General features: G+C 68.2%; 14 protein-coding genes, 3 tRNA genes and 1 pseudogene. 8 read left to right on the top strand and 10 right to left on the bottom strand.

Annotation, left to right across the window (positions count from 1 at the left end):
• Positions 1-451: 451 nt before the first annotated feature.
• A pseudogene (locus tag LI953_RS04160) lies at positions 452-670 on the top strand (Rha family transcriptional regulator); the annotation flags it as partial.
• A 154-nt stretch (positions 671-824) separates the two neighbouring features.
• Positions 825-989, top strand: a complete 165-nt coding sequence (locus tag LI953_RS04155) for a hypothetical protein (RefSeq protein WP_227074773.1) — start codon at positions 825-827, stop codon at positions 987-989.
• A gap of 174 nt (positions 990-1,163) precedes the next feature.
• On the opposite strand, the gene LI953_RS04150 is transcribed toward LI953_RS04155, so the two are convergent.
• From LI953_RS04150 to LI953_RS04130, 5 genes are all read right to left on the bottom strand, one after another.
• A tRNA-Arg gene (locus LI953_RS04150) sits at positions 1,164-1,240 on the bottom strand.
• 44 nt (positions 1,241-1,284) lie between these two features.
• Complete coding sequence (locus tag LI953_RS04145) at positions 1,285-2,064, bottom strand: DUF1295 domain-containing protein (RefSeq protein WP_227074772.1); 780 nt, start codon at positions 2,062-2,064, stop codon at positions 1,285-1,287.
• Complete coding sequence (locus LI953_RS04140) at positions 2,061-3,089, bottom strand: cyclopropane-fatty-acyl-phospholipid synthase family protein (protein ID WP_227074771.1); 1,029 nt, start codon at positions 3,087-3,089, stop codon at positions 2,061-2,063. Before LI953_RS04140 ends, LI953_RS04145 begins: the two co-directional genes overlap by 4 nt.
• A complete protein-coding gene (locus LI953_RS04135) occupies positions 3,089-3,730 on the bottom strand; it encodes a ChrR family anti-sigma-E factor (RefSeq protein WP_227074770.1) in 642 nt (213 codons plus the stop codon). The genes LI953_RS04140 and LI953_RS04135 overlap by 1 nt, the downstream gene beginning before the upstream one ends.
• On the bottom strand, positions 3,727-4,359 hold the full coding sequence (locus tag LI953_RS04130) for a sigma-70 family RNA polymerase sigma factor (protein ID WP_227074769.1): 633 nt from the start codon (positions 4,357-4,359) through the stop codon (positions 3,727-3,729). Before LI953_RS04130 ends, LI953_RS04135 begins: the two co-directional genes overlap by 4 nt.
• A gap of 74 nt (positions 4,360-4,433) precedes the next feature.
• Between LI953_RS04130 and LI953_RS04125 the strand changes: the two genes are divergently transcribed.
• From LI953_RS04125 to LI953_RS04105, 5 genes are read left to right on the top strand one after another with little or no spacing between them, the layout of a single operon-like run.
• Positions 4,434-5,765, top strand: a complete 1,332-nt coding sequence (locus tag LI953_RS04125) for an NAD(P)/FAD-dependent oxidoreductase (RefSeq protein WP_227074768.1) — start codon at positions 4,434-4,436, stop codon at positions 5,763-5,765.
• Positions 5,762-6,526, top strand: coding sequence for a DUF1365 domain-containing protein (locus LI953_RS04120; RefSeq protein ID WP_227074767.1), 765 nt, complete (start codon positions 5,762-5,764; stop codon positions 6,524-6,526). Before LI953_RS04125 ends, LI953_RS04120 begins: the two co-directional genes overlap by 4 nt.
• On the top strand, positions 6,526-7,737 hold the full coding sequence (locus LI953_RS04115; protein WP_227074766.1) for a cyclopropane-fatty-acyl-phospholipid synthase family protein: 1,212 nt from the start codon (positions 6,526-6,528) through the stop codon (positions 7,735-7,737). Before LI953_RS04120 ends, LI953_RS04115 begins: the two co-directional genes overlap by 1 nt.
• Positions 7,738-7,749: 12 nt before the next feature.
• The gene (locus LI953_RS04110) at positions 7,750-8,145 is read left to right on the top strand and encodes a DUF2177 family protein (RefSeq protein ID WP_227074765.1); all 396 of its coding nucleotides are present in this window, start codon (positions 7,750-7,752) and stop codon (positions 8,143-8,145) included.
• The gene (locus LI953_RS04105; RefSeq protein ID WP_227074764.1) at positions 8,124-8,873 is read left to right on the top strand and encodes an SDR family oxidoreductase; all 750 of its coding nucleotides are present in this window, start codon (positions 8,124-8,126) and stop codon (positions 8,871-8,873) included. Before LI953_RS04110 ends, LI953_RS04105 begins: the two co-directional genes overlap by 22 nt.
• 24 nt (positions 8,874-8,897) lie before the next feature.
• Here LI953_RS04105 and LI953_RS04100 read toward each other — a convergent pair.
• The 4 genes from LI953_RS04100 to LI953_RS04085 form a co-directional block, all read right to left on the bottom strand.
• A tRNA-Arg gene (locus tag LI953_RS04100) sits at positions 8,898-8,974 on the bottom strand.
• A gap of 33 nt (positions 8,975-9,007) precedes the next feature.
• Entirely contained in the window at positions 9,008-9,313 is a 306-nt protein-coding gene (locus LI953_RS04095; RefSeq protein ID WP_227074763.1) for an ETC complex I subunit, read from the bottom strand.
• A gap of 17 nt (positions 9,314-9,330) precedes the next feature.
• A tRNA-Pro gene (locus LI953_RS04090) sits at positions 9,331-9,407 on the bottom strand.
• Positions 9,408-9,423: 16 nt separating this feature from the next.
• The gene (locus LI953_RS04085) at positions 9,424-9,906 is read right to left on the bottom strand and encodes a DUF192 domain-containing protein (RefSeq protein ID WP_227074762.1); all 483 of its coding nucleotides are present in this window, start codon (positions 9,904-9,906) and stop codon (positions 9,424-9,426) included.
• Between the two features lie 62 nt (positions 9,907-9,968).
• Between LI953_RS04085 and LI953_RS04080 the strand changes: the two genes are divergently transcribed.
• Positions 9,969-11,342 (top strand): glycosyltransferase family 39 protein, encoded by a 1,374-nt coding sequence (locus tag LI953_RS04080; RefSeq protein ID WP_227074761.1) that lies wholly within the window; start codon positions 9,969-9,971, stop codon positions 11,340-11,342.
• A gap of 3 nt (positions 11,343-11,345) precedes the next feature.
• Here LI953_RS04080 and LI953_RS04075 read toward each other — a convergent pair whose 3' ends face one another.
• Entirely contained in the window at positions 11,346-11,846 is a 501-nt protein-coding gene (locus LI953_RS04075; RefSeq protein WP_227074760.1) for a hypothetical protein, read from the bottom strand.
• Between the last annotated feature and the right edge of the window lie 113 nt (positions 11,847-11,959).

Below are 11,959 nucleotides of genomic sequence, written 5' to 3'. Positions count from 1 at the left end.
GTCTATTGTTCCGTGCTGGGCGGCATAATGTTGCAGTCCAGAACGGAGAAACATGACGGCAAAGAGAGACAATGGGATGAAGGCTGACGAAGGTGGAAATAGCTGCCTGTGCCCTGTCTGCGGTTATGCCAACAATGAACCGCCTTGGAATGGCGAGCGTCCGTCATTCGAAATTTGCCCACGCTGTGGAATTCAATTTGGCTACGACGATTTTTGCGGGGGGAACGCACATCTTCGACCGTCCCTATACGAAAAATGGCGCGTAGCAGCTAAAAACCCACCCACCGGATAGGCCCCGGCCCTCTTACAGAGACACCGGGCGGCCTTTTAGTACCCGCACACCAGCCCCAGGCGGACCTGCTGCGTTTGACCCACAAGTCTGAAGTGGGGGTCTAAAACACCGGACGCTTCCGTGCTGCTAGGCTTAAAGCGGATTTAACCCAGCCGCGAGATCGCGGAGCTGACCGGGAAGCGCCACGACCATGTCATGCGTGACATCCGCCAAATGCTGGTGGAACTGTACGGGGAAACCGACCTCCCCAAATTTGGGGGCGTCTATCCAGGCGGAAACGGCGAGGTGCGCCCCTGTTTCCTCCTACCCAAGCGCGAGACCTTGATCCTCGTCTCCGGCTACAGCGTAGAACTCCGCGCCCGGATCATCGACCGCTGGCAAGAACTTGAAGCCCGGCAGGCCCCGGCCATCCGTAAGGACGGCGAGGTCAGCACTGTTACTGCGGTTCGTAAATTACACCCCGACGAGAAAGCCACAAAGCCGATTTGCGGCTATTCAGGACGCCGCGCGGCAATCGACCTACAGCACCGCCATGCGCCAGCTCTCGTCCTATGGGATGCCCGAAGCCGCCCAGGCGGTGTCCGACGCCCGGCACGTAAGCAACGCCGAGACGCGGGCCGCGATCCTCGACGCCCTCGCCCCAGTGCAACGGGCCAAGGTGCGCGCGCTACTCGGGGCGCAGCTGTACGGGCGATAAGGCTGCAAGCCGCTGCTATTGGTGCCCTTGGACGCTGCTAGTGGCGGCTGTTTTTTGGCCTGCTACAGGCGCTTAAAACCTGTGTGGAAGCTGTATGAGCAACTGTATGGGCATTCCATAATCAGATTGAATATTCCCTTGTCTTTTCAACAGCTTAATCATACATATGTGGATTGGTGTCCCCGGCGGGATTCGAACCCACGGCCCCAGGATTAGGAATCCTGTGCTCTATCCTGCTGAGCTACGGAGACAGTCCATGCGCGTGATTTAACCTATCCCAGGCCCGGGGCAAAGGCTAGGCGCGGCGCGGCCAGCGCGGCAACAGGGCCGAGGTGCGGGCTTGATAGGCGCGATAGGTCTCGCCCCGGCGCGCCAGCATCGCCGCTTCAACCGGCGGCACGCCGGTGAGGTAGCGCAGCACCAGAAACATCAGCACCGGCGCCACCAGCGCCAAGGCGGTTGCCGGTTGCGATGGCACGAAAGCGATCACCGGGTAGGCCAGCCAGCCAAGCGCCTCGAAGAAATAATTCGGGTGCCGGCACAGCGCCCACAGCCCGGCCTCGCAGATGCCCCCGGCATTGGCCGGGTTGGCCCGCCAAACCCGTAATTGGTTATCGGCCAAGGCCTCCCCGGCCAGGGCAGCCAGCAACACCGCCGCGCCCAGCACATCAGCCACCCGCAAACCCGGCGCCGGCTGCGCTGCGGCCAGATAAACCGATACCGCCAAAACACCCGAGACCGGCCCCTGCCCGATGATCAGCTTCAGCATCCGGCGCTGGAAGTCGGCACCGGCCTCCTGGCGCATCATGGCGTAGCGCGTATCCTCGGGGCCGGTGGCGACGCGCCAAACAACATACCCGCCCAGCCGCCCGGCCCAAATCAGTATCAGCGCCGCCAGTAGCACATGCCGCCAGAGCGCCCCAGGCGCGGCCAGCGCCACCCCGGCCAGGGCCAACCCGGTGGAAAACGTCCAGAACACATCCACCCACCCGGCATTGCCGACGGCGCGCTGCACCTTCCAGGCGACCAGCATCGCCAGCGTCACCACCACCGCGGCCGCCAGACAAAGGCTCACGGCACCGGCGCCAAGCGGTAATGGCTCACGCCCCAAGACTCCCCGCCGGCATGGCCGAACAACCCCGCCGTCGCCAGAAAGAATAACCGCCAGCGCCGCTCCCACACCGCCGCCTCCGGCCCGTACACATCGGCCAAAATCGTCCTGACCGCCCCGGCATTGGCGTCGTAATTGCGCAGCCAGCCGCGCGCCGTGCGTTGATAATGCGTACCGCTCCAGCGCCATTCGCGCTCCAGCGTGAACAGGTCGGGGAATTCTCCGATCAGCCCATGGCTGGGCATGATGCCGCCGGTGAAGAAATGCCGCGCGATCCAGTCGCCCTGGGCGGTATGGTCGAAGCGGTAGGGTCGAGTGGCATGCGCGAACACATGGATAAACAGCCGGCCATCCGGGCGCAGCCAAGTGCGCACACGCTCCAGCAAGCCGCGCCAATTCGCCATGTGCTCAAACATCTCCACCGACACCACGCGGTCGAAGCGCTGCTCAGGCGTGAAGCGGTTCATATCGGCGGTGATCACGCGCAGGTTTTGCAGCCCAAGCGCCGCCGCCCGTGCCTCGATATAGCGCCGCTGCGGCGCGGAGTTGGACACCGCGACGATCCGCGCGCGCGGGAAGCGCTCGGCCATGAACAGCGTCAGCGAGCCCCAGCCGCAGCCAAGCTCCAGAATCTCCTGCCCATCGGCAAGCTCCGCATGCGCCACACTCTCCTCCAGCGCGTGCAGCTCGGCCTCCTCCAAGGTTTCGGCCCCGGTTGGGTACAGGCAGCAGGAATATTTGCGGCGCGGCCCGAGGATCAGGCCAAAAAATTCGGGAGGCAGCTCGTAATGCTGGCGGTTGGCCTCGTCGGTATGCACGGCAATCGGGTGCGTCACCATGCCGCGCGCGAATTCCGTCTGCCCCGCCCCGCCACGGGACAATTGGCGGCGCGTGCGCGCCACCATGCGGTTGATCCCGAGGCTCAACAGCGCATCGGGCACGGGCAGGCGCTCCGCCGCCTGGGCCAGAGCGAGTCGTGTGTCAGCCATCAGCCATGCCTCCTGGTTGTGCGCCAGCCGCGCCAGGGCAGGCGCAACCCGCCCTCCAGCGCCGCCAGACAAATGCAGCCCTCGGGGTCGGCGGCGGGCTGATGCGCCAGATCATGATCGGCCTCGGCCATGTCGCCAGGGCCGTAATGGCCGGTGCTGTCGGTGAACCCGCCATGCAAAACCTGCGTGAACTCCGCCCCGCCATGGCTGTGCGGAATCACCCGCCGGCTGCCCCCCACGCGCAGCAGCATCACGTTTTCATTGGGGGCCCAAGGCAGGCGCACGCGGCTGTAGCGTATGCCCGGGCCGACCCACAGCCAGCGCCCGATTTCCGCTCCGTGCAGCGCGGCAGGCAGGCGGAGCCCGGCGGGCAAGCCGAGATCGGCTTGGCGCGGCGGCGCGGGCGGCTTCGGCGCCGGGGCGTCCAGCCGGTCCAGCACAGCGGCGAAGGCTTCAGCGGCCAGCGGCTCGGGTGCGAGCTCATCCAGCACCGCGCCGCCCAGCGCTTCCAGCCGGGCGAGTTCGGCGCGGCAGGCGCCGCAGCCCTGCACATGCGCGGCCACCACCAGGGCCTGCCCCGCGGGCAGGGTTCCGGCGGCATGGGCGAGCAAGGTCTCGGCGGATGGGTGATGGCGGATCATCGCACCTCCTCCAGCGCGGCGCGCAGCTTGGCCAAGGCCAAACGAATGCGCGATTTCACGGTGCCCAGCGGCAGGTTGAGCTCGCTGGCGATGGCGGCATGGGGCGTGTCGGAGAAAAACGAAAGTTTCACGATCTTTTGCTGTTCAGGGGCAAGTTGGCCGAGCGCGCCGCGCACGCGCGCCTCCCGCTCGGCGGTCAGGGTCAGGGTTTCGGCGCTGGGGGCAAGCTCATCCTCCGCCTCCTCGGGCTCCGGCGCGCCGGGCAGGCCGTGATTGCGGCGGGCGCGGTCGATGCGCGCATTGCGGGCGATGGCGAACACCCAGGTCGCCGGCGCGGCGCGGGCCGGGTCGAAACTCTCGGCCTTGCGCCAAAGCGAGAGCAACACCTCCTGCGCCACCTCCTCCGCCTCGCCCGGCTCCAACCCGGCGCGGCGCAGATACGCCTTCACCCTCGGCGCGAAATATTTGAACAGCGCGGCAAAGGCCTGCCTGTCGCGCGCGGTGGCCACGCGGCGGATCAGCATGGCCTGCGCCTCGGCATCGGGCGCCGGAGTATCCAGCGCCGTCACCGGCGGGGCGAGCGCCCGGCGCGCGGCCAGGCGTGGAAGGGGGGCATCTGGTGCATTCACGTTCCACTATACGCGGCGCCAGTTATTTTGGATCACCGGTTGATCCAATTCCCGCATGGCCTCGTATCAGAAATATGCCATTTTCGCCCGACACACCGCCCCGCCCCGCCTCCGCCCCGCTGCGCATCGCCGTGATCGGCGCCGGCATCTCCGGCCTCGCCTGCGCCTGGCTGCTGAGCACGCGCCACGAGGTGACGCTGTTTGAGGCCGCGCCGCGCCTGGGCGGGCACAGCCATACGGTGGCGGTCGATGGCGTGCCGGTCGATACAGGCTTCATCGTTTACAACGAGCCCGCCTACCCCAACCTCACGGCGCTGTTCGCGCATCTTAACGTCCCCACCCAGGCCAGCGAGATGTCGTTCGCCGTGTCGCTGCGCGGCGGCGATCTCGAATATGCCGGGTCGAACAAGCTGCGCGGCGTGTTCGCGCAGCCCGCCAACGCGCTGCGCCCGCGCTTCTGGTCGATGCTGCGCGACATGCTCCGCTTCTACCGCGAGGCGCCGAACGCGGCGGCGCGGCTGGGCGAGATCAGCCTGGGCGAATATCTGCGCGCGGGCCGCTATGGCGCGGCATTCCTCGAGGACCATCTCTACCCAATGATCGCGGCTGTCTGGTCCTGCCCGGCCGGGGCGGCGGGTGAGCTGCCCGCGGCGGCCTTCATCCGGTTTTGCGAAAATCACGGCCTGCTGAAACTCGCCGGGCGGCCGGTGTGGCGCACGGTCACGGGCGGCTCGCGCGAATATGTGGCGCGGCTGCGCGCGGCCTTCAAAGGCGAGGCGCGGCAGGCCACGCCGGTGAGCGCCCTGCGCCGCCTGCCCGGCGGGGTGGAGCTGCGCACCGCCAGCGGCGAGACCGCGCGGTTCGACCATGCGGTGCTGGCCTGCCATGCCGATCAGGCCTTCCGCCTGCTCGCCGACCCGAGCACCGCCGAGCGCGAGATCATCGGCGCCTTCCGCACCACGCGCAACGAGGCGCTGCTGCACACCGACGCCAGCGCCATGCCGCGCCGCCGCGCCGCCTGGGCCGCCTGGAACTATACGGGCGGTGAGGACAGCGTGTCCGTCACCTATTGGATGAACCGGTTGCAGCGCCTGCCCACGGCGCGGGACTGGTTCGTCACCCTCAACCCGGCGCGGGAGCCGCGCGGCGTGGCGTTGCGCCAAAGCTTCAACCATCCGGTATTCGACATCCCGGCCCTGCGCGCGCAATCGCGGCTCTGGGAGGTGCAGGGCGCCAGCCGCACCTGGTTCTGCGGCGCCTGGTGGGGAGCGGGGTTTCACGAGGATGGTTTGCAGGCCGGGCTGGCGGTAGCCGAGGCGCTGGGCGGGGTGCGCCGCCCGTGGCGTGTGCCCGGCGAGTCGGCGCGCATTCCCACCCCGCCGCCGGTCTGGCAGCGTGCGGCATGAGCGCGCTCTACCCCGTGCGGGTGACCCATACCCGCCTCCGCCCCCGCCACCACGCCTTGGCCTACCGCGTGCCCTACGTGCTGCTCGACCTCGACGAAACGCCCCGCCTGCGCTTGTTTTCGCGCGAGCGCTTCAACCTGTTCAGCCTGCCCGCGCGCGACCACGGCGCGGGCAGCGCGGATCTGCGCGGCTGGGTGGAGCAGCAACTGGCCGCCGCCGGGTTGGCCGAGGCGGGCGCGCGCATCACGCTGCTCGCCATGCCGCGCTGCCTCGGCCTTGGCTTCAACCCGCTCAGCCTGTTCTTCTGCCATGAGGCCAGCGGCGCGCTGCGCGCCGTGCTGTACGAGGTGAACAACACTTTCGGCCAGCGCCACACCTATCTCTGCCCTGTGGCGGCGGGCGCGGCCGCGCCGCTGCGCCAGGGGGCCGAGAAAATCTTCTACGTCTCGCCGTTCATGGACATGCAACTGCGTTACAGCTTCAGCCTGCAGCCCCCCGGCGCCGGGGTGGGGCTGCATATCGCGGTGGAGGATGCCGAAGGCGTGGTGCTGCACGCCACCCTGGCCGGCAAGCGCCAAGAGCTGACCGACGCCGCCCTGCTGCGCCTGGCGCTGACGCAGCCTTTTCTGGGGGTCAAAGTACTGGCCGCCATCCATTGGCAGGCCGTGAAGATCTGGCTGAAGGGCATCGCGCTGCGCCCGCGCCCGCCCGCCCCGGCGGCGCCGGTCAGCCTTGGCTATGCGGGAGAGAGGAAAGCCTGATGCACGAGATCGCCGAAGCCCTGCCTCTCGCCCCCACCGCCCGCACCGGGCTGCGCGAGGCCATGCTCCGCCGTGCCTTGGCCACGCTGCGCCACGGGCGGCTGCGCTGCACCACGCCCGAGGGGCGGCTGATCGAACAGCGCGGCCAGTTGCCCGGACCGGAGGCGGAACTCACCCTGCATGATTGGCGCATGCCCTGGGCGTTGCTGCTGCAAGGCCAGCCCGGCTTCGCCGAGGCCTATATCGACGGCGCCTGGAGCACCCCCGACCTCACCGCCCTGCTCACGCTGGGGGCGCTCAATTTCGCCGGCCCGGCCGCGCGCAGCCCGCTCTCCGCCCCGCTGCGCGCCCTGGGGCGCCTGCGCCACGCCGCCAACGCCAACACCCGCGCCGGGGCGCGGCGCAACATCATGGCGCATTACGATCTGGGCAACGAATTCTACCGCCTCTGGCTGGACCCGGAGATGCTGTATTCCTCGGCCCTTTATGAAACGCCGGAGGACACGCTGGAAACCGCCCAGGCGCGCAAGCTGGCGCTGATCGCGGACTGGCTGGCCGTGCCGCCGGAGGGGCGGGTGCTCGAAATCGGCTGCGGCTGGGGCGCGTTGGCACGGCATCTGGCGGCGGCGGGGGCGGATGTCACCGGCCTCACCATCTCCCCGGCCCAGCTCGCCCATGCGCGCCAAGTGATCCGCACAGCCGGGCTGGATGACCGCGCTAACCTCGCCCTGCGCGACTACCGCGACGAGACCGGCCACTATGACCGCATCGTCTCCATCGAGATGCTGGAGGCGGTGGGCGAGGCTTATTGGCCAAGCTATTTCCGCACCCTGCGCGCGCGCCTCAACCCCGGCGGGCGGGCGGTGCTGCAGGTCATCACCATCGCCGCCGAGCAATTCGCCGATTACCGGCGCAACGCCGATTTCATCCAGCGCCGCATCTTCCCCGGCGGCATGCTGCCGACCAAGGCGGGCCTCGCCGCGCAGGCCAGCCTGGCGGGGCTCAAACCCGGGCGCGTGCATCATTTCGGCGCCAGCTACGCCCGCACCCTGGCCGAGTGGCGCGCACGCTTCACCGCCGCCTGGCCAACGCTGGAGACGCTCGGCTTCGACACCCGCTTCCGCCGTCTGTGGAATTACTACCTCTGCTATTGCGAGGCGGGGTTCGCCACTGGGCGCGTCGATGTCGGGCTTTATGAATTTCTCGGCTGACGGAAACACCACATGACAACTTGGATCACCGCTTACATCGCCACCGCCCTGGCCTTTTTGGGGCTGGACGCCGTCTGGCTCGGCACCATGACTTCCCGGCTCTACAAGCCGCAACTGCAAGGGCTGCTGGCGGGACATTTCCGCCCCGGCCCGGCGCTGCTGTTTTACGCGCTGTATATCGCGGGCGTCGTCGGCTTCACCGTGCTGCCCGCCGGGCGGCCCAGCGAGGCGCTGCTGCGCGGCGGCGCGTTTGGCCTGGTGGCCTATGCCACTTACGACCTCACCAACCTCGCCACGCTGCGCGGCTGGCCGCTGGCGGTCACGGCGGCTGATCTCGTCTGGGGCACGCTGGCCACCGGCACCGCAGCGGCGCTCGGCTGCCTCGTGTGCCGCTGGCTGCTGCGGTGAGCGCGCCCCTGCCCTGGCGGCGCGTGGCGGTGCTGGGCGCGCGCGGCGCCATTGGCGGCGCGCTGGTGGCGCAACTCGCGGCGGGCGGGGCGGAGCGCGTCTATGCCCTGGCCCGCGGCACGCCCTGGCGCGAGGACGGCCCGCTCTGCCATGGCCCGGTGGATGTACTGGACGAAACCGCCCTGGCCGCCGCCGCCGCGCGGCTGGCGGACGAGGGGACACTGGACGCTGTGATCGTCGCCACCGGCGCGCTGCACGCGCCCGGCATGATGCCCGAGAAATCGCTGCGCGACCTCAACCTCGCCGCCCTGCAACAAGCTTTCACCATAAACTGCGCGGGGCCGGCGCTGGCCTTCAAACACTTCCTGCCGCTGCTGCCACGCCAGACGCCCGGCGTGATGGCCTCGCTCTCGGCCCGCGTTGGCAGCATCGGCGATAATCGCAAGGGCGGCTGGTACGGCTACCGCGCGGCCAAAGCGGCGCTCAACATGGTGGTCCGCTGCACGGCCATCGAGGCGGCGCGGCGCTACCCGCAAGCGGTAATCGCGGGCCTGCATCCGGGTACGGTGGACAGCCCGCTCTCGCAGCCATTCCAAGGGTTTGTCCCCGCCGGACAGCTCTTCACGCCGCAGCAATCCGCTGCGCGGCTGCTCGCCGTGCTGGCGCGGCTGAGGCCAGAGGATAGCGGCAAATGCTTCGCGCATGACGGCGCGGAAATTCCGCCCTGAGCGGATCGGATGGATGCGAAACGCTGGCGCGCCCTGATGGATTCGAACCATCGGCCCCGAGATTAGAAGTCTCGTGCTCTATCCAGCTGAGCTAAGGGCGCTTGGCCAAGCCCGCCCGTGGTAACGCGGGCGTTTTAATGCGTCCAGTTTTCCTTGCGGTCGGCGCGGAAATTATCGGCGTAAGCCTTGGGCTTGCGGGTGCGCGCCGGGGGGATCTCCAAATCGTACGGAATGCCATGGGCCTCGGCATACGCGATGGCGGCTTCCTGCGTCTCAAAGCTTAGGCGGATCTGCTGGCGCATATCGTCGGAGCCGGTCCAGCCCATCAACGGGTCGAGCACTTTGCGGCTCTCCGGCTCATATTCCAGCATCCAGCGATGCGTGCGCGCCATGCCGGACTGCATGGCGGATTTTGGCGGCAGATAAATACGTGCCCGCATATGATCGTCCTTCCAACTGGTCGGGGCGCCCGGATTCGAACCGGGGGCCTCTTGTACCCAAAACAAGCGCGCTACCAGGCTGCGCCACGCCCCGAACTTGTGCGCCGGGATTACCCGCCGCCAAACTGCTTGGCAATCACCTTATCGCCAACATTGATATCATCCGCCGCCGTGGCGCCCCCGGCCAGCTCCAGCACCGCCGCCACCGGCACATTGCTGGAGATGTTGCGCAGGCTATACGGCACCGTGTTTTCAGCAATGGTCTTCACCGTGCCGTCGGCGCCAATAAACACCATGTCCAGCGGCACGATGGTGTTCTTCATCCAGAATTCCTGCACCGATGGCGGGTCCACCGGAAACAGCATGCCCGTGCCCGCCGGCACCGCCGGACGGAACATCAGCCCATAGGCTTGCTCCTGCGGGGTCGCGGCGACCTCGACCGTGAAATCATAGGTCTTGCCATTATCCGCCTGTATGCTGAGCTTTTCAGTCGGCAATTGCGGCTGCGGGCCGGTCGGGTCGTCGTTCACCTGGGCCATCGCGGCGCCGCCAAGCAGCAGGCTGGCAGCCAGAACCGGAGCAAAAATCCTCATGCACCCCTCCATGCTGGCGCCTCTCTTGCCCGGCTGCGCGCGCCCTGGCAAGCATCGCCCTCGTGAACCGCGCCTTCCCCGCCCTGGTCCTGCTCGCCGCCTCGGTGCTCACGCGCCTGCCGGTCCTGCACCGCTCGGTGCTGGACTGGGATGAAAGCCTGTATTTCCTGATGGCGCAGCAATGGCGCCTCGGCCACCTGCCCTACACCACCATCTGGGACAACAAGCCCATCGGCATCTACGCCATTTTCGCGGCGTTCCAGGCGGTCATCCCCGGCGTGGCGGCGATGCGCGTGGCGAGCATGGCGTTCGTCGGGCTGCTGGCGGCCACCGTTTACGGCATCACCGCGCGCCTCACCGCCAGCCGCGCCGCTGCCTGGGTGGCTGGCGCGGCGCTGGTGCTGGGCTCGCTCTCCAATGACGGCCTCTCGGCCAATACCGAACTGTTCATGGCCAGCTTCACCGCGCTCGCCGTGCTGGCGGTGCTGGCCGAGGCGCCGGCCTGGGCCGCCGGACTGGCGCTGGGCTGCGCGGTGATGGTGAAGGAAGTTGCGGTGACCGAAGCCCCCTGCATCCTGCTTCTGCTGCTCTACCAGCGGCGGGACTGGCGGCTCGCCTTCCCCTTCGCCCTCGGCGTTGCGGCGCCTTTGGCGGCCATCCTCGCCCTGTATGCCGCCAATGGCGAACTGCCTCTGTGGTGGGCCTGCAACGTGCAGGCCAATCTGCGCCGGGCCGGGAGCACGTTCACGGCCAGCACCCTGCGCTGGGCGGCACAGACCCAGGCGGCGCGCTGGGGCGGGCTCTACGCTGCTTCCCTCGCATTGGCGGCGCTGGGGGCGCGGCGGCGGCGTCTGGCCCTTGTCTTCCCGCCGCTCTGGCTGCTTTGCGCCCTGGCCGGCGCCGCCGCCGCCAAGAGCTTCTACGACCATTACTTCCTGCAAGCCCTGCCGCCGCTCTGCGTCTGCCTCGGCGCGCTGTATGCGGCGCTGCCGCCGCGCCCAGTTTGGCGCGCAGCGCTGCTGCTGGCCGCGCTCGCCCTGCCCCTGCGCGCCGCCCAGCACGCGCTGCGCGACGCCACCGTGCCCGACACCGTCGCCACCGCGGGGGCCGACCTCGAAGCCCGACATCCCGCCAGCCTGTATGTGTTCGACAGCCAGCCAATCCTCTACGCGCTCACCGGCACCGCGCCGCCGACGCGCTATGTGCTGCCCTCGGTGCTGACCCGCAAATTGCTGCCTGGCGTGGCCGGGGTCGACGCCGTTGCTGAAATCACCCGCATCCTGGCCAGCCAACCTCAATTCATCGTCCGCCGCGCGCCAGCACCGCAGGACCCACTAACCAACCCCGCCGCCTATGCCTTGCTCGACGCGGCTCTGGCGCAAAATTACACGCTCTGGCGCAGCTATCCGGGTATTGCGGTCTATGCCCGCAAATAGAGCCTACCCCGCCAGCAGCCGCTCCAACCGCAGATAAGCCGCCTCAGCCTCCTCCGCGACGCGGCGCAGCTCGGCATGGCCAAAGTAGCGGTGCTCGCGCAACTCCTCCAGCGCCACGGGCAACCCCATGGCCCGCATGGTGCGCCCAATCTCGGCCATGCGCGCCGCCGTGGCCGCGCTCACCAGCTCCTCGCCGACAAATTCCAGCCCCATTTTGCTGCCCGCCGCCCAGCGCCGGCGGGCGTTGTAGGACGGACCAGAATTCATGTGCAGCACCAGCTCCTCGGGCAGGGTGAAGGCCGACCCGAGATCGACCATCGCGCCATTGGCGGATTCGTCGAGCACCAGACAATTAAACACGCTTTGGCTGATGCGGCCGCCGACCACCAGCTTGGCGCTCTTGATCACGGGTGAGCGCGGCGCCGCACGCCGTTCCGCCGGAACGCGGCGTGCAGCCGCCGCACCATCCTGCGTGCGCGAGTTCTGGAAGTTTTGTTCGAGCATATCCGTTCACCTTACCGAAATGTAAGGTAATGATCGCCTGAATTGATTAAGGGTCTCTTGCGATCGCGCCCCGGCCCGCCCGAACTGCACCTCCCTTGATCCACATCAATGCC

Source organism: Acidocella sp. KAb 2-4, from assembly GCF_020567705.1.
Classification (GTDB): Bacteria; Pseudomonadota; Alphaproteobacteria; order Acetobacterales; family Acetobacteraceae; genus Acidocella.
Note: the sequence above shows the minus strand (reverse complement) of the source record. Positions and strands in the feature narration are given on the sequence as shown.